This is a genomic window from Halovalidus salilacus (assembly GCF_031852275.1).
Lineage (GTDB): Archaea > Halobacteriota > Halobacteria > Halobacteriales > Natrialbaceae > Halovalidus > Halovalidus salilacus.
Genome location: NZ_CP134700.1, coordinates 3,737,171 through 3,761,688 on the forward strand (window position 1 = coordinate 3,737,171; position 24,518 = coordinate 3,761,688).

Below are 24,518 nucleotides of genomic sequence, written 5' to 3' on the forward strand. Positions count from 1 at the left end.
TCGCCGATCAGTCGTCGGAGGGCGCCGCGGACTCGTCCGCGGCCTCGGCCGCCGACTCGGTTTCGGCGAACGGGTACCACGACTGCTTGGCGTCGTACATGTACGGGTCCTCGAAGTCCGTCTCCTGGGGCTCGCAGAACTCGACGAGGGCTTCGGCGCCGGTCTCGTCGACCCACTGCCGAAACGTCTGGTCCTCGTCGCGGTGGGCGGCGAACGCCTCGAGCAGGTTCCTGATCGCGCCCGGCGCCTCGTCGGCGGGGACGCGCTGTCGGATCCACTCGACGAACGAGGGGTTCTCGCCGACGCCGCCGCCGACGCCGACGTCGAACGCCTCGACCATCTCGTCGTTCTTCCGGGCGCGCATGCCCTGCAGGCCGATGTCGGCGGTCATCGCCTGCCCGCAGTCGGCGGTGCAGCCCGAGTAGTGCAGCTTGATCTTCTCCACGTCGTCGGGCAGGTCGACGTTCGCGTGGAGCCAGCGCAGCATGCGAGCCATCCGCGCCTTCGTCTCCGTGAGCGCGATGTTGCAGAACTCGGTGCCGGTGCAGGCCATCGCCCCGCGCTCGAACGGGTTGGGTTCGGGCGGGTGCGCCTCGAGCAGCGCCTCGGCGAGCAGGTCGCCGAGCGCCTCGTCGGGAACGTCGACGATCGCGGGGTTCTGGCGGCGGGTGAGTCGCACCTCGCCCGAGCCGTACTCGTCGGCCAGGTCCGCGAGTCCGATGGCGTCCTCGGCGGGCAGCCGTCCCACGGGGACCGAGAGGCCGACGTAGTTCTTTCCGTCGGCCTGATCGTAGACGCCGACGTGGTCGCCGCGACCGTCCTCGCGGGGCCGGCCGGCGTTGTACATGTACTCCTCCCGGAAGTCCTCTCCCGCCGTCTCGAGTTCGAAGTCGACGTACTCGGACTCGAGCGTCTCGCGGACCGTCTCGGTGCCCCAGTCGTCGACGAAGAAGCGGGCGCGGTTCTTCGCGCGGCGCGTCCGGTCGCCGTAGTCGTGGTAGAGTTCGACGAAGCCGCGGCCCACCTCGTAGGCCTCCTCCTCGGTGGCGACGAAGACGTCGAGCGGGCGGGCCTCGCGGGGCTGACGGCCGCCGAGGCCACCGCCGACGCGGACGTTCCAGCCGACCACTTCCTCCCCGTCCACCTCCTTCCTCGCGGGTTCGAACCCGATGTCGTTGATCGAATCCTGCGCACAGCCCTGCGTACAGCCGGAGACGCTGATGTTGAACTTCCGGGGCATGTTCGATAGCCGATCGTCGCCGCGAAGCTCCTCCTGGAACCGCTCGAGCAGCGGCCCCGACTCGACGAGTTCCTCGGCCTTCCCGTGGAGCGGACAGCCGGAGATGTTGCGCATCGTGTCGCCGCCCGCGGAGCGACTCGAGACGCCCACCGACTCGAGGTGCTCCCAGATCGCCGGCACGTCCTCGAGTTTCAGCCAGTGGAGCTGGATCGACTGACGCGTGGTGAGGTCGATCCAGCCGTTGCCGAACTCGGGGTTCGCGACCGGACCGGTCGCGTACTCGCGGGCGACCTCGCCGATCGCCCGCAGTTGGCCGGGCTCGAGGATGCCGCTGGCGTTCGTCAGGCGCATCATGAAGTACGACTCCTGACCGTCGCGCTGGTGGAACAGCCCCCAGAATTTGAAGCGGGCGAACCACTCGTCGTACTCGTCTTCCGGGATGGCGTCGAAGCCCTTCTCCGCGTACTCGAGGATGCGTTCGCGCACCTCGTCGCCGTAGCACTCCTCCTTGTACTCCTCTTTCGCGTGTGCCATCAGGCGACCACCCCTGAATTGAGTGGACGACCGTACCGCAAACGCAGCAATTTATCCGATTTCATCTCCGAATTCACGTTATGTAACCACATTTCGGTAGTTTAAAACCCTAATCGTTTACATACGTGTTATTCGTTGGCAGATACGTGCGAATGTAGGAGATGTACAATGACATATAAGTAGAACTAAGGTATCGATCGTCGCTCGGACCGGGTTCGATCGGCGGAATGTTTCGCGGAACTCGGTCGAAGCGTCCCCGCACGCACGAGTCGGTCGTGGGCGTCGCGGACGCCGCGCGCAGGGTCGGGGATGCTCGAGCGAGGAGCCGAGGACTCGACGGAACTGTGCGGGGTAGGCGGGTGTCGACTCACTGTCGATGGACGACGAGGGAGAGGAATCCGCTCACCGCGAGGACAACGCCGACGAGCGCCGGACCGACGGCGATAACGGCCAGGGCCCGTGCCGCCGGGTTCGCCAACCGGCCGTTTCCCCCCACTACGCCGCCCGCTTCGCGAACGGGTCGGGATCATATCGCCCGCCCCCTCCGTCACCTCGCCGAGGAAATGGAGCCGCCCCGCCGGTCGGTGCCGTCGATGGCGGCGACGGGGCTCACAACGCCGCGGCGACGCCGCCGACGAACCCGGCCGTAACGACGAGTCGCCCGAGGCTTCCGAAAAACGTCGCGATCGCGAACTTCACGTAGTCCCGTTCGAGGACGGCGAAGGCGTAGATCGAGATCGTGTCGGGAAAGAACGGGACGCAGAGGGCCATCGCGAGTCCGGCGTAGCCGTAGCGCTGTGCGATCCGGACCGTTCGCTTCTCCGACCACTCGAGGACGTCCCACCTCGACCGTCGAACCCAGCGCGTGATCGGGTCGGACTGTTTGACCGTTTGACCGATGTGGAACGCGAAGACGCTTCCAGCGGCCTTTCCGGTCGCGCTCACGAGCATGATACCCGTGAGGTCCGCCCACTTCGGGAGACCGAGATCGAGCGGCGCCAACAGGACGACCTCGCTCGGACCGGGGAGCGCGAACGCGATCAAGAACGAGTAGACGAAGATGATGCCCATTCCGGGCCAGCCCGTCGCGGACTCGATGACTCCCTCGAGGATGCCCGTTCCGAGGCTCATCGGGGCCGCGTACGGGATCAGTGGGTGCGGAGATAGCATGGTGGTGGAGGACTAGAACACGTCTCGACGGTAGTAACGCTCCGCATAACGCGTACCGACGCCGGCGAACACCGCCTCGTCGAACCGACGGACGCGGGGGAACGCGAGTTCCCCGACGGCGAAGGAGCCGCTCGGGAGGACGGGCGAAGGAGCGAGACGAACGGTGATCTCGACCGGGTTCATACCTGCAGTTTTCAGGCTCGAACCAATCAAGTTTTTCTGTGTGGCGGCGCCGGGCCGGCCGACCGAGAGCGTCGTCGTTCCGACCGCGACGGTGCGTTCGTGGACGTCGGAAGCCAGGTGTGCCGTCGACTCGTCCGGTTCACACGCTCGCCTCCACCGCGGCGTTCGCGTCCCGCTCGTGGGGCGCCTCGAGTCGGACCGCACACTGCTTGTAGTTCGGTTCCTTCGAGCGCGGATCGACCGCGGGCAGCGTCAGGTCGTTGACCGAAGGGTGGTGGATCGGGAGCCAGACGACGCCGTCCGGAATCGACTCGTCCTCGAGGACGCGGGCCAGCACCGACGCCCGGCGCGAGACGACGCGGACGTACCGGTCGCCGTCGCGCTCCTCGATCTCGGAGGCCATCGAGGCGGCCGTCGCCGGGCTGACGCGGGCCGCCGGCGGGTCGTCGTCGCGGGTGCGAACGCCCGTGTTGTACGCCCCGGACTCGCGCGCGGTCGTCAGGGTGTACGGGTAGGAGCCGTCGACCGGTTCGGGGAGCGATCCCGCCACGACCGTCGAGAACCGCGCCCGGCCGGACGGAGTGTGAAAGGTCCACCGTTCGGACCCCCTCTCGGCGGCCTCCGCGTCGTAGTACCGGTAGCCACCCTCGACGTCCGGCGACGGCGCGGGCCAGCGGACGGCCAGCTCCGCCTCGAGTCGCTCGTACCTGATACCCGAGCAATCGGCTGGCGTCCCCGCGGTGAGTGCGGCGAACTCCTCGAAGACCGCCTCCGGTTCCGGGACCTCGTCGAACAAATCCGGGACGACCCGGTCGGCGAGCAGGCCGATCCACTCGAGGTCGGTCCTGACGCCCGTGGGCGTTTCGGTCGCCGCGCGGACCCGCGAGACGGTCCGCTCCATGTTGATCGCGGTCCCCTCGGACTCGCCCCACGTGGCGGCGGGGAGGACGACGTCGGCCAGTTCGACCGTCTCGCTGCGGAAGGCGTCCTCGAGCCGTTCGCGCGCGGTAGCGGCGTCGGGCAGCCCCGCCGCGGGGTTCGTCGCGACGGCGTAGACCGCCTCGACGTCGCGCCCGACGGCGTCGACGATGCCGACGGGACCCGGCCCGGGGTCGTCGGGGAGCCGCGAGACGGGGACGCCCCACGCCTGGGCCACGGTCTCCCGGTGCTCGGGGTCGGCGAAGGGACGGTGCCCCGGCCAGCTTCCCTTCGAGGAACAGACGCGGGTGCCCATCGAGTTCGCCTGGCCCGTCAGCGAGAACGGACCCGATGCGGGCCGGAGGTTGCCCGTCGCCAGACACAGGTCGATCAGCGCGCCCGCGGCGGCCGTCCCGTCGACGCTCTGGTTGATCCCCATCCCCCAGTAGACGAGCGTCAGCCGCTCGAACGCCGCGGCGAGGTCGTCGACCGCCTCGAGGGAGACCCCCGCGGTGCTCGCCGCGGATGCGGCGTCGGGGAGCCGGTCGCACAGCTCGTCGAACCCCTCGGTCGCCTCGTCGACGAAGGCCTCGTCGACCCGGTCGGTCTCGACGATCCGGGCGAGGACCGCCCGCGCGAGCTCGAGGTCGGTGCCGGGCTCGAGGGCGACGTGACGGTCGGCGACCGCGGCCGTCTCGCTTTCCACGGGGTCGACGACCACGAGTTCGGCGTCGTCGTCGGTCGCCGAGCGGCGGATCCACCGGAACATGACGGGGTGGGCCGCCGCCGGGTTCGCCCCCCAGACGAGGTGCGTCTCCGCCTCCGGAATATCGTCGTACGTCGGGGGCGGCGCGTCGCTGCCGAAGGCGTCGTCGTAAGCCGTCACCGCGCTCGCCATGCAGAGGGTCGTGTTCGCGTCGTAGTACCGCGTGCCGAAGCCGCCGCGGGCGAGCTTTCCGAGGGCGTAGGCCGCCTCGTTCGTCTGCTGGCCGCTGCCGAGCACCGCGACGCGGTCGGATCCGTTCTCGAGGGCCGCCCCCAATCCCTCGGCCGCCCGCTCGAGGGCGGTCTCCCACGTCGTCGGGACGAGGTCGCCGTCGCGGCGGACGAGCGGGCGGGTGAGCCACTCGCCGCCCGGGTCGGCGGTCTCGCTGACGCCGCGCTGGCAGGCCAACCCCTCGTTCACCGGGTGAGCGGGGTTCCCGCGGACGACGTCCAGTCCGTAGCCGACGTCGACGGCCCGCTGAACGTGCCCGCAGCCGACCGCACACCGCATGCACGTGGTCGGCACGAGGTCGGTCATCGAACGCACCTCCTCGAGGGCGAGCCTCCGTCGCAGCCGCCACTCGATTGATGATCGTAGCACAAATACGGAATAGTCCCCAATATCATCCACTTATTCACGGTATAGGAAAACGTACACACCTACTAAACGATAGTCGTTTAACATTAGTTGTTTCTCCACGGTTTTCGTCCGAGTTCGCGCGATTTTGGTACGGATAGAAGGAATATAAGGACGTGGAACCGACGCCGTTGGACCCGCCACCAGACGAGCGTCCACGTTCGCCGCCGGCCCGTGCGTATTCGCATCACCGTTCGGCGGAGTGTCGGAGAACTACGTGACCGAGCGCGTATCCGCGACTCGTGCCGGGAACGGTCTTCCTGCGGGGCGACCGGGTGACGCTCGAGGGCGAACACAGGAACGCGAACGCCGACGGGGAGAGAGGTGAGATCAACGTCCGACCCACTTCAGGATCAGGAGCGTCCCTTCGAACAGCAGGATCATCGTGACGGCGACGAGGACGGGCGCCATCATCGTCGGGTCCACCGTGAACATGAACGAGAGGCCGGCGAACGCCGCCCAGAAGTACAGCCGCTTGCTCGCGAGCCACCGGCGGGTCGTCACGCCCATCATGATCGCGAGCATGATGAACAGCGGAATCTGGAAGACGATCGCCAGGAAGCCGGTGAGCGTGATGACCAGGTCGAACGTCTCGCCCAGCGCGTAGGCGATTTCGGCGCTGCCGTCGGCGTAGTAAGTGAAGTACTCGAACAGCATCGGCAGGACGAGGAGGTACGAGAAGACCATGCCGAGGATCGCCAGAACGAGGCTCGTCGGCACCGCCGCGAGGTAGTACTTGCGCTCGTGGGGGTACAACCCCGGCTTCATGAACAGGTAACACTCGTAGACGAACGCCGGGAGCGCGACCAGAATGCCGAGCAGCGTGGAAACCTTGATCCGGGTCAGCCACAGCTCGAGCGGGTGGTAGATGTGCGGGGGCCACTCCTGGTTCTGGGGGATCGCGTCGGTCCAGACGATCTGGATCGCCTCCGAGGCCCCGAGCAGGCCGACCGCGGTGCCGGCGGCGCCGAAGAGGAAGACGACGAGCAGCCGCAGCATCATCTCCTCGATGTGGTCGGCCAGCGGCATCTCCTCGTCGTCCGGCGGCGTGGAGATCCCGCCGACGTCCTCGTCCGGATCCGGGTAGTCAGGTTCGCCTACCTCGGGCTCGTGGTGATCGCCGACGACGCCCTGGCCCGACTCGTCCGTCATCTACGAGAGATAGACAGGCCGGCGGTTATAGGCCTTTTTCTTACGAGCAATCACGGCCAGCGATGATTCAGTCCGCGGCCACGTTCACCCGCGGCGGTACATTCACTCGAAAGGTTGATAACTGGATGTAAGCTACTGGGCGACAGTACATGAGTTCTGCCGTCGACGAGGACACCGCTCGAGCCATCAACACCGGCCGAGAAACGCTCGGTGCACTCCTCTCGAGCACTCAGGACAACCTCCAGAAGGTGTTCATCGTCTTCGTCATCGGGTTCATCGGCTCCTTCTACGCGCTGCGGATCTGGGTCTGGGACTACCTCGAGGCCGTCACCAAGTCCAACATGAGCCAGGACCTCGCCGGGTCGACCGACCTCATCACCCGGACGCCGTTCGAGGTCATCCTCCTCCAGGCGAAGATCGGAATGATCGTCGGCGTCATCGTCGCCATCCCCGCCGTCCTCTACGTCTCTCGGGACGCCCTCCGGCGCCGCGGCTACCAGTCCGTCGTCCCCGTATCACGGCGGTACGTCGCCGGGTTCGTCGCGATGGCGGGGATCCTGTTCTGCTTCGGCGTCGTCTACGCTTACGTGGTCTTCTTCCCGTTCACGTTCGACTTCCTCGCGGGCAACGCCGCCACTGCCGGCGTCAAACCCTCCTTCGGAATCACCGAGTTCACCGAGTTCATGGCGCTGTTGACCATCTCGTTCGGGCTTGCCGCCCAGCTCCCCCTGATCATGAGCGTCCTCGCCTACACCGAGATCCTCCCCTACGAAACCTTCCGGGACAAGTGGCGTCACGCGATCGTCGCTATCTTCGTCTTCGGCGCGCTCTTCTCCCCGCCCGACCCGTTCACCCAGATCATGTGGGCGACGCCGTTGACCGGCCTCTACGTCTTTAGCCTCGGCCTCGCGAAAGTCGTCACCAACACCCGGCGACGGGGCGCCGCGAGGACGGAGGGAACCGGCGCGGCCCACATCAAACGACGCGTCCTCCAGTTCGGCGCCGTCGTCGCCGTCGTCTTCGTCGCCGTCACGGCGTTCGTCAACCAGGGCGGCTTCGACGTCCTCCGCGAGTCGCTGTACCCGAGCCTTCCGAGCGCGATCCGACCGGAGAGCGCCGGCGGCCTCGAGCAACTCGTCGCCGAGTACGGCCTGCTCGGCGAGATCGCGATCGGGGTGCTCGTCGCCGTCGTCGCCGGCGTGCTCGCCCTGTTCGCCTACACCGTCAAGGTGCTCCAGGAACCCGTCTACCCCCGCCAGACCCAGATCCGAACGGCGAACTCGCCCGACGACCTCGACTGGGACGTCCTCGAGGCCGACGACATCTCCGAGGTCTCGCCGTCGGTCTTCCTCGCGATGGACGAGGAGGAGGCCCTAGAGTACGCCCGCGAGGCGATGTACGAGGACGACAAGGAGAAGGCCCAGGCGATCCTCGATCGGTTCGACACGCTCCAGGCCCGGGCCGAGGAGGCGAACGAGGAGGGCGACGTCGACGCGGCCGCGGCGGCCGGGGCCGGAGCTGGAACCGGAGCCGCGGAGGCGGCGACCGAGGAGGAAGGCGGCGGCCTCTTCGCGAGCACCGCCGCCGGGATGCTCGATCCGTTCACCGAGGACGAGACGACCGAGGAGGACATCGGCGGCTACGCCTACGACTTCGCGTTCATCCTCCAGAGCCTCTCCTCGAGGATGTTCCGCATCGTCGCCGTCTTCATGCTCGTCATGGGGAGCACCTTCATGGCGCTCTACCAGGGTGGCCTCGGGCGAATCCTCGAGGTGTTCGTCACTCGGGTGCCGGACGACGTCCTGATCGAACTCGCCGAGCGCAACGACGTCACCGGCGATCCGACGGCGATGTCCACGGCCGAACTCATCGCCAAGATGGACTTCGTCATCGCGCTCCACCCCGTCGAGGTGCTGATCTTCGAGGTGAAGGTGAGCACGCTCGCGGCCATCGTCACGGTGTTGCCGATGGTGCTCTACTACGCCTGGCCGGCGATAAAAGAGCGCGGCCTGGCCCGCGGCGACCGCCGCCTGTTCATCGTCTGGGGCGGCTCGCTGTTCGGCGGCTTCGCGGCCGGCACCTACCTCGGGTTCTTCTGGATCGCGCCCGCGGTCATCTCCTACCTCGTCGAGGACGCGATCACGAACGGGATGGTCGTCTCCTACAAGATCAGCAGCTTCTTCTGGCTGGTGATCTTCACGACCATCGGCATCGGCTTCCTCTTCAACATCATCGTCACGATGGCGCTCTTCCACGTCGGCGGCCTCGTCCCCTACCGCGCGATGCTCGAGCGCTGGCGCCCCGTCGTCCTCGCCATCTTCGTCTTCTCGGCGCTGTTCACCCCCAAGGGCGTGCTGACGATGCTCCTCTTCGCCATCCCGCTGGCGATCACCTACCTGCTCGGCCTGTTCGTCCTCTACCTCCTCACCGGCGGCGGTCGCCTCTTCGGCGGCAACGGCGGTCGACCCGCCCCGGAGTCCGACGCGAAGGCGGACTGACCGGTCCGGGGTGGCTATAAGGGGCCGCCATCCCAACGCACCCGCATGCCGAAGATCAGCGTCGAAATCCCCCAGGAACTCCTCGACGACCTCGACGAGCACGTCGGCGACGACGGCAAGTTCGTCAACCGCAGCGACGCCATCCGCGCCTCGATCCGCAAGACCCTCGACCTCCTCGACGAGATCGACGAGCGGCACGACCGCCTCGAGGAGGACGGAACCGAGAAGTGAACGAGGCGACGCCACGATCGCTCACCTCCTGGAAGAGTGGGGACTTGACGACGGGGGAACGGTAATCTCGGACGAGGTCTTCGACGGACTCGAGGAGCGCTACGTCGCGACCGCACAGCACTCGGTCGCGACGACCCGGATCAGCTACGATCTCGAGCGGGGCGGAGACGGGACATCGAACGTGAAGACCACCCGAGAACTGGAGTGAACGCGGGCGAGAGGCGGAGACGGGGGCGAACGTGAGAACGAACGGAGGAGCCAGAGGAGCGCGTAGAGGGCGGATGCGGGTGCGGGTGAGCGGGGCCGCTCACTCCTCGTCGGCCGGCGTCGCGAACCCGAAGTTCGGTTTGACGTCGTCGACGCGGATCGTCACGACGTCGCCCACCTCGGTGTCGGGGACGAACAGCCGGTAGCCGTCCACGGAGGCGATGCCGTCGCCCTCGCCGCCGATATCGACGATTTCGACCTCGAGTTCGTCGCCGGGCTCGACGGGCGCGGTGAGCCGACCCTTTCCGATGAGGTACAGCTCCGACGACTCCTTCCGGGAAGCTTTGGGGCTCGTCGCCCGGACGTACTGGAACTCGTCTTCGAGGTCGGCCCGGAGGGCGTCGACGTCCGGCCCCTCGAACACCTTCACGACGAAGTTGCCGCCGGTCCCGAGCAGCTCGAGGGCGGTCTCGAACGCCTGCCGGGCGAGGTGGAGCGAGCGCGCCTGGTCGAGGGAGTACTCGCCGGACATGTTGGGCGCCATGTCCGATATCACGCAGTCGACCTCGCCGCCGGCGGCCTCGATCACTCGCTCGCGGGTACGCTCCTGGGTCATGTCGCCCCGAATCGTCTCGATGCGGTCGGCGTAGGACTCGTCGAACGACCTGATCCGCTGGAGGTCGACCCCGATCACTCGCCCGTTCGGGCCGACCTTCTCCGCGGCGACCTGCAGCCAGCCCCCCGGCGCGGCTCCGAGGTCGACGACCGCGTCGCCGCCCGAGATCACGTTCTCGAGGTCGTCGAGCTGTTTGAGCTTGTAGGCCGCTCGAGAGCGGTAGCCCTCCTGTTTCGATTTGTTGTAGTACATGTCTCGTCGTGTCATGAGAGGCCCACCCGATTGTATCGGTCGCGTGTCCCCGACGAATTCACGTTCATACTCGTTGTGAGGCGGGCGACCCGGAAAGGCACATCGAATGCGAGGCGGGCCACTTTGGAAACTCACTCCGCGCAGCAAACTCGAGAGTAATCTGACGTCTGTCCGGATTTCGTACGGTCGTCTGGTACTACGGAGAGATGAGTTTCCAATCCGGATTCAATCCGGCGTTACACCTATGTCGTATCGTAACGTAGTGAATCGTAATGATGAAGACGGTCACCACGCGGATCCCGGAGGACGACGAGGAGGCACTCGCCGAACTCGAGGAGGAAATGAGTGCCGATCGGTCGGAGGTGCTTCGTCGCCTCATCCGGCAAGGCCTCTCCGACTGGCGCAAGGAACGGGCACTCGATCAGCTCCGCGACCACAGTATTACGCTGCGAAAGGCGGCGGAGTTCGCGGACGTATCATACGTCGAGATGTTGACTCTCGCCGCGAAAGAAGGGATCGACGTGGGATACACGACCGAAGATCTCGAACGCGACCTCGAACGAATCTGATGGTCGTCGTCGATTCTTCCGCGCTGATCCCGCTCGCGTGGGTCGGTCAGCTTCACCTCGTCTCGACTACCTTCGAGGAGATCCGAACGACAGAGGCGGTTCGGGAGGAAGTTCTTACCGAGGGAAAGCGCGGCACTGCGGCGCTCGACGGGTTTCTGGAGGACGTAGCTGTTCACAGAACGCCGGACACAGCCGACGAAGTGGCGTCGATGGAGGGAATTGCAGTGGCCGACGCGTCAGTGATCCTGCTGGCAGAGGCTGACGAAGAAATCCTTCTCGCCAACGACAAAGGGCTGATCGAGGTTGCCCGGAGTCACGGCGTCGAGTGCTGGTGGGTGACGACGCTGTTGCTCAGATGTACGAAAGAGGGGGACTTGACGGCGGATGAGGCGACCGACGTCCTGTACGACCTCGTGGACGAGGGAATGAACCTCCATCCGAAAGTCTACACGCAGGTGCAGAAGAAGCTCCGAGAACTGGGGGACTGAATCTGAGTTCTCGGTCAGAGGGAGGCGCGTTCAGTTAGTAGTCACAACAGATCGAGAGGAGTAGTTGTAGTAGTGGTCTTTCCGTGCCATGGTATCTCGAATCCGCCACCGATGCCGTTCGATACGCGATCGCTCGTCCCTCGCGCGGACGAGATCGCATCGGTCACGGTCCGACAGAGGGAGTCGACGCTGAAAGGGTTGACGTCCTCGAGCGGCGTCCGACTGCGCTCCAGTTGACGAGTTGGGCGACGAGACGAGCGCGTTCCGTCCGCGCTCGACGAACCTACCGTCGTTCCCACAGCGTCTCGATGCGCTCCTCGATGCGATCGAGGACGAGGCGGGTCACGTCGCGGTGGTCGTCCGGCCACTGGGCGTCCTCAGCGTCGGTGCGACTCGCGTTCGGCGGCGGATGGAAGTGATCCCGCGAGTTGTGCGCGTTCGGATGCCGATCCCATCGACACATCCACGCACCGTCCCGCCGTACCTCGCGATAGTGGACGGTGAAGTCGTCGTTTCGATACCAGCGGATCTCCAAGCGAGCGGACACCTCACTGGGGTAGTAGTCCCCGGATACGTCGACCCGGAGGTGCAGTTTCCCCTCCTCCACGATCTCCGCCGACTCGAACGTGCGACGCCCGACGAATCGGGACTGCATCCGCTCCAACACTGACCGGTCTATCGGCGCAGGGCTCGCACCGTCGTTCGCCGGCACCACGTCAGCTGTGTGACGGAGCCGTCGAGCCAGCGGCTTTCCTCCGAGCGCGTTCGTGAAGGCGACGCTCTTCGACGACGGTGGCCCAGTCACCGAGTTCCGCGTACACGTCGTCGACGCGCTCCGCGTCGAACTCGAGGACGTCGACTTCGGCGGGCGAATCGGCGTTGAACCTGCCGCGATACTCCTCGATTCGGTCGGTCAACTCCGATACGCGGGTCTGTAACTCGTCGACGGTGTGCTCCCGCGCCAGTTCGTTCACCCGGCGCCACTCGAAGTAGTCGTCGTTGCGCTCGTACCTGACTGGCCGACCTTCGTGCTGAATGACGATGCCGAGGTCGGCGTAGAAGGACAGGTGCGTCCGCGCCGATTCCTCCGAACAGTCCGCCCGGTCGGCGACTTCGGCGGCCGTCATCGGCTTTCGGGCGTGCAACACCGCCCCGTACACGCGCTGCTTCGTGTCCGCGTCTTCGAACGGTCTATCGAAGGGAGGCCGGCCGTCGCGTCGGCCATCGTCTGGCATACGCTTACCTACGGCCCCAGGACACATATTTCTTCTTTTAGCCAAAATATATTGTCCAATGTGAGTCTTTCGCCGTCATCTCCGCCATCGGGTTCCGATCTCCGTCCGCCATCGTTAAACAGCGAGGGACCCCGGCCTGAAGGCCGGGTGGGGAATCGCGTCACTTGACTACACTGTCCACCGATCTATCGCCTCTCTCGGAATCTACCTGCTCTTGCGCGTAGAGCATCATTCTCATCCAAGCCAGCCCGTGGCGCTTCTTTGTCTCTTTCAACCGTTCGTACTGGTCGTCGTCTACCTCGAAGCTGATGCCGTGCACGGCGGGGAGGACGTCACCGATAAAGGGTGGCTTTTTATGCCGACCGTCCGTACCCCGTCCCATATGTTCAAGGCCATCGTGAGCGCGGAAACGCTCACCAGCGCGCTCGACTCGGTGAGCGTGCTGGTCGACGAGTGCAAGATCCACCTCGAGGAAGACGGCCTCCAGATTCGGGCCGTCGACCCCGCGAACGTCGGGATGGTCGACCTCTCGCTCGATGCGGCCGCGTTCGAATCCTACGAAGCCGACGGCGGGCTGATCGGCGTCGACCTCTCGCGCCTCGAGGACATCGCAGGCATGGCCGAGTCCGGCCAGCTCGTCCAGCTGGAACTCGACGAGGAGACCCGGAAGCTCCACACCCAGATCGACGGGCTCGAGTACACCCTCGCGCTCATCGACCCGGACTCCATCCGCCAGGAGCCGGACATCCCCGACCTGGACCTGCCCGCGCGGGTCGTCCTCGAGGGCAAGGACGTCAACCGTTCGGTGAAGGCCGCCGACATGGTCTCCGACCACATCGCGCTCGGCGTCGACGATGCCGATGAGTTCTTCTACGTCGACGCGGAGGGCGACACCGACGACGTCCACCTCGAGTTGACCCGCGACGACCTCATCGACCTGCAGGTCGGCCCGGCCCACTCGCTGTTCAGCCTCGACTACCTGAAGGACATGAACAAGGCGATTCCGGGCGACGTCGAAGTCACGCTCGACCTCGGCGAGGAGTTCCCGATCAAGATCTACTTCGGCTTCGCCGAGGGCCACGGCCAGGTCACCTACATGCTGGCCCCGCGCATCCAGAGCGACTGACGGCTCGCGGTGGTCGGGTCGGGACCGACGCGGTCTCCGCCCTCCGCACCTGACGTTCTTCTCCTACCGAATACGACGCTCGCATCGGGTCGAAATACCGATTCCCGGCACCGACGCTATCGATCGATACGATTCGACGCCCCGAGGCGCGACCCGTTCACTCGTGGTCTGCGAGGAACTCGAGCAGCGCCTCGTTGACGGGATCGGCGTCCTCGATGAAGAAGCAGTGGGACCCGCCCTCGATCAGTTCGAGTCGGGCGTCGGGGAGCTTCTCGGCGAGTAGCCGGCCGTTCGCGACGGGGACGACCCGGTCGTTCGCCCCGTGGAGGACGAGCGTTGGAACGCGGATCCCGTCGAGGCGGTCGCTGACGTCGAACTCGAGGACGCCCGCGGCCTGGGCCTCGCGGGCGGCGTCGCCCGCGTCCTGCTCGAGGCGCCACGTGAGGATCCGGTCGATGAGGTGGGGGTTGCGGTTCGTGAATTCGTCGGTGAACGCCGGGCGCATCCGGTGGCGGAGTTTCTGGCGCTCGGTCGCCCCGTCGGGGACGTCGAACATGATCTCCTGAGTCTCCTCGGGGACCGGCACCGAGTCCGGGCCGCCGTGGGTGGTACAGCACAGCGTCAGCGTCTTCGCCCGGGTGTACTCGAGGGCGTAGCGCTGGGCGATCATCCCACCCATGCTCGCGCCGACGACGTGGGCCCGGCGAACTCCGGCGTCGTCGAGGACGGCCTCGAGGTCGGCGGCCATCCCGGCGATGGAGTAGCCGAACAGTTTGAAGAGCAGGAGCGTTCGCAGTTTCCCGGGCAGTCGCGGGACGAGCGGCGGGAGGCCCGCCTCGGATCGGCCCGTCCCCCGGTTGTCGGGGGCGATCACCTCGTACTCGCCGGCGACGGCCTCGCGCTGCCACCGCCACATCCACCGCCCGAAGCCGAGTCCCTCGACGAAGACGACGGGGGTGCCGTCGCCCGCCTCGCGCTCGTAGTAGATCGACACGCCGTCTCGAGTCGCCCGTGGCATACCCCCACCGACGCGTCGAACGACCTTGAAAATCGCCCCTCGAGATGGGTCGGCGACGACGACTGTCGCGTCGATCGCCCCGGCGGACCCCCAGAACCGACCCGTCGGTCGCGCGCCCGGGCCGGTAATCGATCGTTATTCGATTCCCCGCCGACGGTGACACTCGGTTACGTACGCGGTCCCTACGGGGTCGAGCGTGTCGTGATGAACCCGCTAGTTTATCCGGGAGCGGTAAAATCGTATTACCGATCACCGATGCAGAGAGTTCACGCCCGGTACCCGTTCCTCGAGGCGGCGCGGGAGACCGTGGCGACCCGGGCCGTCGACCTGGCGACGGTCGTCGAGCAGGACCGGGAGGTCGTCGACCGCGCCCTCGAGCGCGTCGTCGCCGCCGTCGACGAGGGGGAAACGGGCGAGGCGCGCCGCGACGTGCGCGTCGAACTCCTCTCCTATCCCGTGGCCCGCGTGCTCGTCTCGCTGGTGGGCGAGCGCGTGCTGATCCGCCGGTACGCCCGCGCGGAGGCCGCCGCGGCCGCCGAGCGGTTTCGAGCCGACCTCGAGGACACGACCGAACTGAAGAGCGTCGAGTCGTCGGGACTCGAACTCGCGGACCTGCTCCGGGAGTTCGACCTCGAGGGCGCGGTGCGGGAGGTCGACTCCGTCGAGGGTGACGGCGAAGGAGGGGGCGCCGTCGGCGTCGCGGTCGCGACGAGCTACCGGGTCGACGTCGGCACCTACCTCCCGCTTTCGGCCGACCTCTGGGGCGACGAGTGGCGGCTCGTCAACCGCGCGCTCGCGGACGGGACGGTCCCGGTCGACGAGGGGGAACTGCTGACCCTGCTCCGGGAGGCCGTCCGGGAGCGGATCGAGGAGGGCCTCCCGTTCGACGTGCCCGAACCGATCGCGGCCGCGCTCGAGGAGGAGGCCGAGGAGGTCCGCGCGGTGCTCTCCGAGTTGGACCTGACCCGGGAGATCGACACCGTCGTCCCGGACCTGTTCCCGCCGTGTATGAAGGCGCTGCTGGATCAGATTCAGAAGGGCGAGCACCTCCCCCACCACTCCCGCTTCGCGATCACGGCCTTCCTGACGAGTATCGGCATGAACACCGACGAGATCGTCGACCTCTACCGGGTGAACTCCTCGTTCGGCGAGGAGATGACCCGCTACCAGACCGACCACATCCGGGGCGACACGTCGCCCACGGAGTACTCGCCGCCCTCCTGCGCCACGATGCAGTCCTACGGCGACTGCGTCAACAAGGACGACCTCTGCGAGCGCATCCCCCACCCGATGGCCTACTACGAGGAGCGCCTCGACGACGCGGACGACGACGACCTCGAGGACTGGCGCGAGACGGTCGGAGACGGCGGTGACGGGGCGGAGTCGGGACCGGCGTAAGACGCTCGTACCCGACTGACTGGCAGCGGAAACGTCGACTTTTTCGGCCGCACTCGAGGCCGTGACCGCGGATCGCGCGCCCGGTGCGATCACGCCTCACGGAGTCCGTTGCGGGGGGCAACGACGTTATCGGGCGTGAGATCCTAGGGGAGGTAATGACCGAATACGTCCCCCAGCGATCCGGGCGAGTCGACGCCGAACGCGAAGACGGTCCCCCTCCCCTGAAGGCGACGCTGTTCTGCCCCGCCTGCGACCACGAGAGTCCGGCCGACGGCGACTGGGTCCGGCGCGTCGACGGCGAGCGCGTCGAACTCGTCTGCCCCGCCTGCGAGACGACCATCGCGAACCGGCCCCTGCGCGAGAGACGACGCCACGCTCGAGGCGACGACGCGGCCGAACCCGAGGCTCGGGACGGGGCCGAAGCCGACGCTCGAGGAGGGGACGAACGTGACGGCGAACGCCGGCGGACGATCCGCGGCGGTCCCGGCGGCGCGGGCGAATCCGGGGTTGAGGCCGATGCGGGCGCGGACGGATCCGAGCGCGAGCGCCCACGCGCCCCGAGTCCCGTCGACGCCTGGAGTCACACCCTCCACGCGTCGGCGAAGGTGTGGCGAGCGAGCCTCCGCGCGGGCGCCTCGAGCGTCTCGGCCCTCGTGAACCACGGCCGCTGAGTCGCGGGTCGATCCCGACCTCCATTTTCGTCTCCCTCCGTTCCGGTCCCGTCCGCTCACCGTCGAGCGGAGCGGGCGCACGAAGGCCGAACCCGCGGAGTGGTCGCTCGGGAATCCGATCCGCGCGAGCGTCGAGCGGACCGTCAGGGGCGGCCTCGGTCCCGAAATTCCACGGGAGCCCGCCGCACCGCCTCGCGGCGAATCTCCGCGAGCGACCCCGCCTGCTCCTGCCTGGTCAGGCCGCCCGATTCGGCGTGGCGGCCGTCGTACTGCCACCGCGAAATCGCGTTCCAGACGGACCTCGACTCCCCGTCGGCGTCCCCGTTCTCCTCGCCCCCGTCGCCGCTGGCGTCCGATCCCGAGCGACCCGCGCTGACGACGAGCCAGCACAGGAGGAACCAGGCGCCGACCCACACGAACGCGGTGATCCAGGCGACGGCGTGTGCGAACTCCTCGGGGGACCGAACGACGGAGTAGCCGAGCAGACCGGTCGTGAGGACGGGCGTCAGCGCGAGCAGGACGCGTCCCCGTCGGGGCGAAAGTCCCGTATCGCAGCTAACGATTGGTTAGTTGATGTATGTTGTGCGGACACCGGCGGAACCGGGGGCAGAAGAGCGAGCCGAACGGGGATCCGACGGCAACCGTGACGGACTCAGAAGGTGCCGTTTCCGTCCGAATCGCCGCCTGGCTCGAGGCCGTCCTCGGGGTCGTTCAGGGTGTAAGCCAGGGCGACGCCGACGGCGGTCATCAGGAGGATGAAGGCGACGATCGCGCCGACGAACATCTGGCCGCCCTCGGGGGAGAGCGTGCCGCCCTCGCCGCCGTACGTCGAGCCGATCCAGAACAAGGTACTGATCATGATGAGGACGGCCGAGAGGGCCACGCCGACTTCGATGAGCTGCTCGCGCTCGGGCATTACAGGTCCGATTACCCCGGACCGGGGAAAAGCGCTTCGAAGGGTCGCTCGAGGAGATGACGCCTGCTCGTCGCCCCCGCTCGACGCCCGTCGCGCCGGGGGAGCAGAAACCGCCGGACGGCGGCCGTACGGCCGGAGAGTGCAAGTACACCCGTTATCTCCTCCGAACGTCTAGGGAGGTCGAATAGCCGGACGACCGACCCACACCCACGATTTGCGACGTTTCGTTCGCATTTCGACGCACCCATGAACACAACCGCGTCACCGAAGACCCCACTGCCAGTACCGTCCACCGACCCCGACGACCTCGAGGAGCGCGCCCGCCGCGCGCGAGCGGAGGCGATGTCCGTGCTCGCCCTCGGCGACGGCCTCTACGAGGTCGAATCCGAGAGCGGCCACACCTACATGGTCGACCTCGAGGCCGGCCGCTGCACCTGCCCGGACCACGTCTTCCGGGACGCCCGGTGTAAGCACATCCGCCGCGTGGCGATCGAGATCACCGAGGCGCGAACGCCGCCGCCGGGCCAGATCGCCGTCGAGTGCACCGACTGCGCCCGGACCGTCTTCGTCGACGAGACCGAGTCAGAACCCCACTACTGCCATCGCCACGCCATCGCCAACGGCGATGCGGTCCGCGACAAGGAGACCGGCGACCGCCTCACCGTGGTCGACGTCTCCGACCGCCGCGCCGACGCCGTTCGCATCCCCGAAGCGGGGTGTACGGTCGACGAGTACGGGACGAACGAGAGGTACGACGGCGACGTCCCCGTCGTCGGCGTGGTCTACCCCCACGCGCGGATCGGGCGCAACGGCCCCGTTCCGGACTCGCTCAAGGTGTACGTCTTCCCGCGGACCCGCCTCGAGAAGGTCACGAAGCGGCGGGACCGACCGCCGCGGTCCCGGCGTCGACCGCCGGCGCTGAGTTAACTCGGCGGCCTCGTCTCGCTCGAGCGAGAAGCGGGCGGTGAGCGAGACCGGTCGGCGATCAGTCGAGCATCTCCGCCGCTTCGTCGACGTCCATCACGCCCTGCTTGACCGCGTTGAGCACCCGCACGACCTCGGGGTCGGGACGCGCTTCGGCCTCGCTCCGCACGGCGGCTTCCTCGAGGGTGACCTTCTCGGATTTCCCGACGAACTCGGCGAAGTCGGTGCCCTCGGCGATCGCCGTCTCCTTTTTCACGCGGTAGTTGCCCCCGTCGGTGACGTAGAGGTCGCCGGGGTGGAAGAAGTACCAGTCCTCGCGGTCGAAGCGGGCGCCGATACGGGGTTTCGCGCCGAAGTTCCGCGAGAAGTAGATCAGCGCCTCGACCTCCTCGCCGGTGAGGTAGATCGGATTGCCGGAGCTCGATTTGGCCTCGATCGCGTAGAAGTCGTCGCCGTCGCCCGCGAGCACGTCCGGCAGCTCCCGCTCGGTCGCCGAGCCGCTCGCGGGCGCGCGCATCACCGCGAAGCCCGCCTCGTCGAGCATGTTGACGAGTTCCCGCTCGCGGCGATCGCCCTTCGCCTGAGACATACCCCTCTGTCACCGCCGGGTCGTAATAAGCGAGGTGGACCGGGGCGGACGGCCCCGTCGATCGGCGACGACGGACGGGGTCTCAGACCGGCACGGCGCCCGGCGCCGCCTCGAGGAGACCGACCAGCGTCGACGTCGCCGACCCGAACTCCTCGGGGCCGTACCGGAGGGCGAGGTAGACCAGTCCGAACTGGATGGCGTTGAAGAAGGCGTGGGCGACGGTCGGGACGACGATGTTGTCGGTCCTGGCGTAGATGTAACCGAAGACGAGCGAGCCCCCGAATATCGTGACCAGCGCCACGGCGACCGACGGCAGCGGGGCGATATCGCCGTCGACGGAGAGCCCGTACGTCGGGAGGTGCATGATCGCGAAGACGAGGCTGGTGACGACGACCGCCTGGATCTTCGTGAAGACGCTGTAGAGGCGCTTCTGGATGACGTTCCGGAAGAGGAACTCCTCGGCGGGCGCGTTGAACAGGAACACGATCGCGATCATCAGCAGGGCGATCGTCGGGTCGTCGCCGATGATCTCGAGCACCTGCGCCTCCGCGTCGCCGCTATCCACGCCGAGCGCCGTCGCGCCGACGTTCACGACGAGCAGGACGCCGAACATGGCGAAGACGCCCGCGACGGCGTACCCCCACTCCCGGAGCGTGGGGGATCGGACGTCGAGGTAGGAAACGCCGAGCCCCGACCGCCAGAGGTAGATCGCCCCGGCGAGGAACCAGCCGAAGAAGCCGAGGGCCATCATGGCGACGAGCGCCGATCGGGAGGCGTCGGCCGGCGAAACCGCCAGCGTCGGATCGAGCAGCATCGCGGGGATGACCGTGATCTGTGAGAGGACCAGCCCGCCGAAGGCGAGGACGAACGCGAGGACGACCACCCTGAGTCGGCTCTCGTCGCGACGGCGATCGACGTGTTGCATGGTCGATGCTACGGCCAGGAGATCCTTGGGCGTTCCTTTCGCGGAACCGCGATTCGAGGGGCGGGACGGTCCGCCGGGCACCTACCCCTCGAGCGCCGCCAGCTCCGTCCGGTCGAACAGCTGCCCCAGCAGCCGCCCCTGGCCGAGTCGCAGGTGGCGGTTGACCGTCGGCTGGCTGATGCCGAGCATCTCCGCGACCTCCTCGCCGGTGCTCTCGCGCGGCCAGTCGAAGTAGCCGGCGAAGTAGGCCGTCCGCAACACCTCGAGCTGGCGGTCGGTCAGCGAGTCGAACAGCGAGGCGACCAGCTCCCGCCTGGTGTGCATCGCGCGCCGGACGTGCCGGCGCGATCGAAGCCCGACCCCGGCGTGGCGGTCGCGGAGCATCTCGACGAACTCGCGCACGTCGGTCGTCGTGGGAACGTCGACGACGAGTTCCATCTCGGCCCCGTCGGCCCGAATCGAACGCGGGCTGCCGCCGTGGCGGACGAGCCGCGACGCGACGGTCGAGCCGGTGACGGTCGCCTCGAAGAGGCAGGTCGCACCCTCGTCTCCGTCCCCCTCTCGCCTTCCGTCGGGCCCCTCCGCGCTTATCAGCCGGTGGTCGGTCACGGAGACGAGGCCCTCGAGGATCCCGGTCACGGCGTCCGGATCGGCGCCGTGGGTCGAGAAGAACAGCAGCGTCCGCTCGCCGGCGTGTCCCCCGAGCCCCTCGTACTCGACCCGACAGTCGGCGTCGGCGGCGATCCGCGAGAGGAAGTCGTCCGCGTCGTCGATCTCGAGGGTGAGCTCGAGCAGCGTCTCGGCGTGCAGCGCCTCCCGGGTCTCGATCGCGTTGATCGCGTTCGCGATCCCCTCGCCGAGCTCGGTGAACACCGTTCGCTCGAGCTCCTCGAAGGCGTCGGGTTCGTCGGCGTAGACGGCGAGCACGCCGTAGGTGTACTCCTCGAACGCGAGGGGGACGGCGATGACCGAGTGGAACCCCCAGGCGAGGGCGTTCTTCCGCCACGGCTCCGCTTTCAGCCCCTCGACGACGTTGTTCGCGACGGTCGGCTCCTCGCGCCGCGCCGTCGCGACGGCCGGTTCGGCCGAGCCCGCCGTCTCGAGCGAGACCGCGTCGAGGTAGGCGCCGCTCTCGCCGGCCCAGGAGCGAGGGTCGAGCGCCGTCCCGCTCGGGTCGACGCTCCCGATCCACGCGAACTCGATCCCGTCGGCTTCGATCAGCCGCCGACAGACCGTCCGTTCGATCTCCTCGCGGCCGTCGGCGCCGATGAGCGACTGGTCGATCGAGCGGATGATCTCGGTGATCGCGATCTGTCGCTCGAGCCGGCGGTTGCGCGCCTCGAGTTCGGCGTCGCGCTCGCGGAGGGCGCGCTCGCTCTCGAGGCGGTCGAACGCGGCCTCGGCGGTCGCGACGAGCGTCTCGACGAGGCGCCGCGTCTCCTCGCCGATCGGCCGCGAGGTCGTCACCGCCGAGAAGACCCCGTGATCGCCGATCGGAACCACCAGCGCGGTCTCGACGTCGGCGCCGAAGATCGGGGAACGGCCGATCGCGGAGGGGTCGTCGACGACGGTGCGAGCGCCCGTGACGAACGCGTTCCACAGGACCGAGCTTCGCTCGCCGCCGCCGACGTCGACGGCCGAGCCGGCGTCGCACGCGGCCGCGAATCCCGCGGAGAAGGCGGCCGGTTCGAGTCGGTTGGTCGTCGAATCGAGGACGTACGCGCAGACGCCGTCGACGTCGAGGATCTCCTCGGCCGTTTCGACCGCGAGGTCGGCGATCTCCGACTCGGACTCGGTCGTGAGTAACCCGCGGGCGGCGTCGTGGAGCGACTCGAGGGTCGCCTCGCGCTCTTTTTGCTCGGTGACGTCCTGGACCGAGCCGCGGTAGGCGACGAGGTCGCCGGGTTCGCGGTCCCGATCGTCCGCCTCGGTCCCGTCCGCGCCCGCGCTCTCGTCCCCTCCTTCGACCTCGCGTTCGACCGCGGATATGCCCGCCGGGTCGGTGAACTCGCCCTCGTAAATCGGCTCGCCGAGGGCACGAAGCCACCGGACCTCCCCCGACTCGGTCAGCAGTCGGGCCACGAACTCGTAGTCGGATTCGGTCTCCAGCGCCCGCTCGAGGGTCTCCCGAACGCGGTCTCGGTCGTCCTCGTGGTACAGCGAGAGGATCTCCTCGAGGCCCGGATCGGCGTCCGGCGGGAGGTCGTGTAAGCGGTACAGTTCGTCGGTCCAGAGCACCCGCTCCGGGTCGGTTCGAAGGTCGAGTTCCCAGCCGCCGATGTCCGCGATGCGCTGGACCCGTTCGAGGAGGTCCGCCGTCCGCTCGAGGTCGCGCTCGCGCTCCTTGCGCTCGGTGACGTCCTGCATCGAGCCGCGGAACGCGACGACCTCGCCGTCCTCGACGACGGGCTCGCCGATCGTCCGCATCCACCGAGCCGACCCGTCGCCGGTGATCAGCCGCGCCTCGACGTCGTAGGGGTCGCCCGACTCGAGCGCGGCGCCGACGGCCTCGGCGACCCGCTCCCGGTCGTCGGGGTGGTACGAACCCACGACGGACTCCACGTCGATGTCGGCGCCGAGGGACAGCCCCAGCTGTCGGTGGAACTGGTCGGTGCCGATCAGCTCGAACGGCTCCGCCCGGAGGTCGAGCACCCACCCGCCGACCGAGGCGATCTCCTCCGCCTGGGTGAGGAGCTCGCTCGTCCGCTCGAGGGCGCGTTCGTACCGCTTCCGCTCGGAGACGTCCCGACCGATCCCGACGGCGAGCGGGTCGCCGTCGGGATCGGTAACCCTCGAGGCGACGAACTCGTACGGGATCGTCTCGCCGGATCGGGTCAGGTACGGCGCCTCGACGCGCGCGGATCCCGTCTCGAAGACCCCCTCGATGGCGTCCTCGATACGATCGCGGTGTTCCTCGGGGAACAGCTCGAGGGCGTTCATCGACGCGAGCTCCTCGTCGTCGTAGCCGGTCACGGCGGAGTGCGTCTCGTTCCAGTCGCGGAAGCTGCCGTCGCGCTCGAGCACGTAGAAGACGTCGTCGATCGCGTCGAGCACGTCCTCGGTGAACGACCGGTACTCCTCGAGGGTTCGTTCCCGGTCGCGAAGCCGGTTTCGGGCCTCCGTCCGGTCGGTGACGTCCTCGTGGAAGATGACGAGCCGGGACGGCCCGGTCGGCTCGTCCGCGTCGATCCCGTCGTCCCCGGAGCCGACGTCGACGACCGCGTCCGGGCCCTCGACCGGAGCGACCCGCACGCGGTCCCAGAACGTCGTTCCGTCCGCCCCGGTCGCGCGGAGTTCCATAGTGGTCGACTCACCGGCTTCGACCGCCTCGCGCAGCGCCTCGAGGCGACCCGGGTCGGCCGCCCCGTCGAGGGGAAACTGCCAGTTTCGTCCGAGCGCGTCGACCGCCGAGCGACCGGTCAGCCGGCAGAACGCCTCGTTGGCGTAGACGATCGGGTCGCCCTCGCGCTCGCAGTCGGCGATGGCGATCCCGACCGGGGCCGCCTCCATGGCCCGGTCCTTGAGCCGGAGCTCGCGCTCGCGCTCCCGGCGTTCGAACACGTGGCTCACCCACCCGGTCAGCAGGTCGACGAACGCCTTCTCTGCGTGGGAGAACGGGGCCTCGCGGGACTCCCGGTCGACGAAACAGAGCGTCCCGTACAGTTCGCTGCCGACCGTGATGCGTCCGCCGAGGTAACACCCCAGGCCCCACTCCTCGGAGGCGGGGTCGTCCTTCCAGTCCCCATCGAGGGCGTCGTAGACGCCGAGGATGTCGTCCGAGGTGATCGTCTTCCGGCAGATCGTCCGCGAGAGAGTCGTCTCCGTCCCGGGTTCCACGAGGTCGCTCCCGGCGGTCGATCGGACCTCGAACCGACCCGTCTCCTCGTCGACGACCGAGAGGAACCCGTTCTCTACCTCGAGTCGCTCGCAGCCGAGTTCGAGCAGTCGCTCGAGTTTCTCCTCGCCGTCCAGCGACGTATCGGACGTGATCCGGTGGAGGGCTCGCCTGTAGTCTTCGCCCCCCCGGCGGTCTCGTTCGCGCGCCCGCAGCGTCCCCGCCAGGCCGTCGACCGCGTCGGCCAGCCGCGGGAGTTCGTCGTCCCGGTCGAACAGCCCCTCGAGGCGCGCGTCGACGTCGTACTGGCCGCGCTCGAGCGCCTCGATCGCCTCGACGACGCGTTCGATCGGCCGTCCGGCGTCGGATTCGTCCCCCGTCACCCCGCCGACCCCCAGCGTCGTATCGGTTGCGTCATGAG

General features: G+C 67.8%; 23 protein-coding genes. 8 read left to right on the plus strand and 15 right to left on the minus strand.

The window, feature by feature from the left end; translation table 11 throughout:
* Nucleotides 1–7 precede the first annotated feature (7 nt).
* From RJT68_RS18415 to tatC, 5 genes are all read right to left on the minus strand, one after another.
* Entirely contained in the window at nt 8–1,774 is a 1,767-nt protein-coding gene (locus tag RJT68_RS18415; protein WP_407037980.1) for a nitrite/sulfite reductase, read from the minus strand.
* A gap of 609 nt (nt 1,775–2,383) precedes the next feature.
* A complete protein-coding gene (locus RJT68_RS18420) occupies nt 2,384–2,905 on the minus strand; it encodes a YqaA family protein (protein ID WP_407037981.1) in 522 nt (173 codons plus the stop codon).
* Between the two features lie 51 nt (nt 2,906–2,956).
* Complete coding sequence (locus RJT68_RS18425; RefSeq protein ID WP_407037982.1) at nt 2,957–3,127, minus strand: hypothetical protein; 171 nt, start codon at nt 3,125–3,127, stop codon at nt 2,957–2,959.
* A gap of 139 nt (nt 3,128–3,266) precedes the next feature.
* Nucleotides 3,267–5,348, minus strand: a complete 2,082-nt coding sequence (gene nasA, locus RJT68_RS18430) for an assimilatory nitrate reductase NasA (RefSeq protein WP_407037983.1) — start codon at nt 5,346–5,348, stop codon at nt 3,267–3,269.
* Nucleotides 5,349–5,777: 429 nt separating this feature from the next.
* Nucleotides 5,778–6,599, minus strand: coding sequence for a twin-arginine translocase subunit TatC (gene tatC, locus RJT68_RS18435; protein WP_407037984.1), 822 nt, complete (start codon nt 6,597–6,599; stop codon nt 5,778–5,780).
* A gap of 149 nt (nt 6,600–6,748) precedes the next feature.
* Here tatC and RJT68_RS18440 point away from each other — a divergent pair, with 149 nt between their 5' ends.
* Together RJT68_RS18440 and RJT68_RS18445 are read left to right on the plus strand one after the other, a co-directional pair.
* Entirely contained in the window at nt 6,749–9,097 is a 2,349-nt protein-coding gene (locus RJT68_RS18440; RefSeq protein WP_407037985.1) for a twin-arginine translocase subunit TatC, read from the plus strand.
* Nucleotides 9,098–9,142: 45 nt separating this feature from the next.
* Nucleotides 9,143–9,328 (plus strand): ribbon-helix-helix domain-containing protein, encoded by a 186-nt coding sequence (locus tag RJT68_RS18445; RefSeq protein ID WP_407037986.1) that lies wholly within the window; start codon nt 9,143–9,145, stop codon nt 9,326–9,328.
* Nucleotides 9,329–9,635: 307 nt separating this feature from the next.
* Here RJT68_RS18445 and RJT68_RS18450 read toward each other — a convergent pair whose 3' ends face one another.
* The gene (locus RJT68_RS18450; RefSeq protein WP_407037987.1) at nt 9,636–10,418 is read right to left on the minus strand and encodes a 23S rRNA (uridine(2552)-2'-O)-methyltransferase; all 783 of its coding nucleotides are present in this window, start codon (nt 10,416–10,418) and stop codon (nt 9,636–9,638) included.
* A gap of 257 nt (nt 10,419–10,675) precedes the next feature.
* On the opposite strand from RJT68_RS18450, the gene RJT68_RS18455 reads away from it, so the two are divergent.
* Together RJT68_RS18455 and RJT68_RS18460 are read left to right on the plus strand one after the other, a co-directional pair.
* Nucleotides 10,676–10,972 carry a UPF0175 family protein gene (locus RJT68_RS18455; RefSeq protein ID WP_407037988.1) on the plus strand — a complete coding sequence of 99 codons (297 nt, stop codon included), beginning with the start codon at nt 10,676–10,678 and terminating at the stop codon, nt 10,970–10,972.
* Entirely contained in the window at nt 10,972–11,460 is a 489-nt protein-coding gene (locus tag RJT68_RS18460; protein WP_407037989.1) for a hypothetical protein, read from the plus strand. Before RJT68_RS18455 ends, RJT68_RS18460 begins: the two co-directional genes overlap by 1 nt.
* Nucleotides 11,461–11,743: 283 nt before the next feature.
* On the opposite strand, the gene RJT68_RS18465 is transcribed toward RJT68_RS18460, so the two are convergent.
* The 3 genes from RJT68_RS18465 to RJT68_RS18475 form a co-directional block, all read right to left on the minus strand.
* On the minus strand, nt 11,744–12,115 hold the full coding sequence (locus RJT68_RS18465) for a hypothetical protein (RefSeq protein WP_407037990.1): 372 nt from the start codon (nt 12,113–12,115) through the stop codon (nt 11,744–11,746).
* A gap of 61 nt (nt 12,116–12,176) precedes the next feature.
* A complete protein-coding gene (locus RJT68_RS18470) occupies nt 12,177–12,695 on the minus strand; it encodes a DUF7342 family protein (protein WP_407037991.1) in 519 nt (172 codons plus the stop codon).
* Nucleotides 12,696–12,855: 160 nt separating this feature from the next.
* Nucleotides 12,856–13,077 carry a hypothetical protein gene (locus RJT68_RS18475; RefSeq protein WP_407037992.1) on the minus strand — a complete coding sequence of 74 codons (222 nt, stop codon included), beginning with the start codon at nt 13,075–13,077 and terminating at the stop codon, nt 12,856–12,858.
* Between RJT68_RS18475 and RJT68_RS18480 the strand changes: the two genes are divergently transcribed.
* Nucleotides 13,078–13,821 (plus strand): DNA polymerase sliding clamp, encoded by a 744-nt coding sequence (locus tag RJT68_RS18480; RefSeq protein ID WP_407037993.1) that lies wholly within the window; start codon nt 13,078–13,080, stop codon nt 13,819–13,821.
* A 157-nt stretch (nt 13,822–13,978) separates the two neighbouring features.
* On the opposite strand, the gene RJT68_RS18485 is transcribed toward RJT68_RS18480, so the two are convergent.
* Nucleotides 13,979–14,839, minus strand: a complete 861-nt coding sequence (locus RJT68_RS18485; protein ID WP_407037994.1) for an alpha/beta fold hydrolase — start codon at nt 14,837–14,839, stop codon at nt 13,979–13,981.
* A 255-nt stretch (nt 14,840–15,094) separates the two neighbouring features.
* Here RJT68_RS18485 and priL point away from each other — a divergent pair, with 255 nt between their 5' ends.
* Complete coding sequence (priL, locus tag RJT68_RS18490) at nt 15,095–16,237, plus strand: DNA primase regulatory subunit PriL (RefSeq protein WP_407037995.1); 1,143 nt, start codon at nt 15,095–15,097, stop codon at nt 16,235–16,237.
* 155 nt (nt 16,238–16,392) lie between these two features.
* Entirely contained in the window at nt 16,393–16,908 is a 516-nt protein-coding gene (locus RJT68_RS18495) for a hypothetical protein (protein ID WP_407037996.1), read from the plus strand.
* A gap of 143 nt (nt 16,909–17,051) precedes the next feature.
* Here RJT68_RS18495 and RJT68_RS18500 read toward each other — a convergent pair whose 3' ends face one another.
* The gene (locus tag RJT68_RS18500; RefSeq protein WP_407037997.1) at nt 17,052–17,324 is read right to left on the minus strand and encodes a hypothetical protein; all 273 of its coding nucleotides are present in this window, start codon (nt 17,322–17,324) and stop codon (nt 17,052–17,054) included.
* Between the two features lie 236 nt (nt 17,325–17,560).
* On the minus strand, nt 17,561–17,824 hold the full coding sequence (locus RJT68_RS18505; RefSeq protein WP_407037998.1) for a DUF7472 family protein: 264 nt from the start codon (nt 17,822–17,824) through the stop codon (nt 17,561–17,563).
* Nucleotides 17,825–18,070: 246 nt separating this feature from the next.
* Here RJT68_RS18505 and RJT68_RS18510 point away from each other — a divergent pair, with 246 nt between their 5' ends.
* Nucleotides 18,071–18,751, plus strand: a complete 681-nt coding sequence (locus RJT68_RS18510; RefSeq protein WP_407037999.1) for an SWIM zinc finger family protein — start codon at nt 18,071–18,073, stop codon at nt 18,749–18,751.
* A gap of 58 nt (nt 18,752–18,809) precedes the next feature.
* Here RJT68_RS18510 and hjc read toward each other — a convergent pair whose 3' ends face one another.
* The 3 genes from hjc to RJT68_RS18525 all read right to left on the minus strand — a co-directional run bounded on the left by hjc (nt 18,810) and on the right by RJT68_RS18525 (nt 24,480).
* Nucleotides 18,810–19,337, minus strand: coding sequence for a Holliday junction resolvase Hjc (gene hjc, locus RJT68_RS18515; protein WP_407038000.1), 528 nt, complete (start codon nt 19,335–19,337; stop codon nt 18,810–18,812).
* 82 nt (nt 19,338–19,419) lie between these two features.
* Nucleotides 19,420–20,262, minus strand: coding sequence for a CPBP family intramembrane glutamic endopeptidase (locus RJT68_RS18520; RefSeq protein WP_407038001.1), 843 nt, complete (start codon nt 20,260–20,262; stop codon nt 19,420–19,422).
* 81 nt (nt 20,263–20,343) lie between these two features.
* On the minus strand, nt 20,344–24,480 hold the full coding sequence (locus RJT68_RS18525; RefSeq protein WP_407038002.1) for a PAS domain S-box protein: 4,137 nt from the start codon (nt 24,478–24,480) through the stop codon (nt 20,344–20,346).
* Nucleotides 24,481–24,518 lie beyond the last annotated feature (38 nt).

Coding starts and splice junctions, on each gene's coding strand:
- RJT68_RS18445 (WP_407037986.1), top strand. CDS start 9,143: ATGCCGAAGATCAGCGTCGAAATCCCCCAGGAACTCCTCGACGACCTC.
- RJT68_RS18475 (WP_407037992.1), bottom strand. CDS start 13,077: ATGGGACGGGGTACGGACGGTCGGCATAAAAAGCCACCCTTTATCGGT.
- RJT68_RS18465 (WP_407037990.1), bottom strand. CDS start 12,115: ATGCAGTCCCGATTCGTCGGGCGTCGCACGTTCGAGTCGGCGGAGATC.
- RJT68_RS18415 (WP_407037980.1), bottom strand. CDS start 1,774: ATGGCACACGCGAAAGAGGAGTACAAGGAGGAGTGCTACGGCGACGAG.
- RJT68_RS18425 (WP_407037982.1), bottom strand. CDS start 3,127: ATGAACCCGGTCGAGATCACCGTTCGTCTCGCTCCTTCGCCCGTCCTC.
- RJT68_RS18450 (WP_407037987.1), bottom strand. CDS start 10,418: ATGACACGACGAGACATGTACTACAACAAATCGAAACAGGAGGGCTAC.
- RJT68_RS18495 (WP_407037996.1), top strand. CDS start 16,393: ATGACCGAATACGTCCCCCAGCGATCCGGGCGAGTCGACGCCGAACGC.
- hjc (WP_407038000.1), bottom strand. CDS start 19,337: ATGTCTCAGGCGAAGGGCGATCGCCGCGAGCGGGAACTCGTCAACATG.
- RJT68_RS18485 (WP_407037994.1), bottom strand. CDS start 14,839: ATGCCACGGGCGACTCGAGACGGCGTGTCGATCTACTACGAGCGCGAG.
- RJT68_RS18520 (WP_407038001.1), bottom strand. CDS start 20,262: ATGCAACACGTCGATCGCCGTCGCGACGAGAGCCGACTCAGGGTGGTC.
- RJT68_RS18455 (WP_407037988.1), top strand. CDS start 10,676: ATGATGAAGACGGTCACCACGCGGATCCCGGAGGACGACGAGGAGGCA.
- RJT68_RS18420 (WP_407037981.1), bottom strand. CDS start 2,905: ATGAGCCTCGGAACGGGCATCCTCGAGGGAGTCATCGAGTCCGCGACG.
- RJT68_RS18470 (WP_407037991.1), bottom strand. CDS start 12,695: ATGCCAGACGATGGCCGACGCGACGGCCGGCCTCCCTTCGATAGACCG.
- RJT68_RS18460 (WP_407037989.1), top strand. CDS start 10,972: ATGGTCGTCGTCGATTCTTCCGCGCTGATCCCGCTCGCGTGGGTCGGT.
- RJT68_RS18480 (WP_407037993.1), top strand. CDS start 13,078: ATGTTCAAGGCCATCGTGAGCGCGGAAACGCTCACCAGCGCGCTCGAC.
- RJT68_RS18440 (WP_407037985.1), top strand. CDS start 6,749: ATGAGTTCTGCCGTCGACGAGGACACCGCTCGAGCCATCAACACCGGC.
- tatC (WP_407037984.1), bottom strand. CDS start 6,599: ATGACGGACGAGTCGGGCCAGGGCGTCGTCGGCGATCACCACGAGCCC.
- RJT68_RS18510 (WP_407037999.1), top strand. CDS start 18,071: ATGAACACAACCGCGTCACCGAAGACCCCACTGCCAGTACCGTCCACC.
- nasA (WP_407037983.1), bottom strand. CDS start 5,348: ATGACCGACCTCGTGCCGACCACGTGCATGCGGTGTGCGGTCGGCTGC.
- RJT68_RS18505 (WP_407037998.1), bottom strand. CDS start 17,824: ATGCCCGAGCGCGAGCAGCTCATCGAAGTCGGCGTGGCCCTCTCGGCC.
- priL (WP_407037995.1), top strand. CDS start 15,095: ATGCAGAGAGTTCACGCCCGGTACCCGTTCCTCGAGGCGGCGCGGGAG.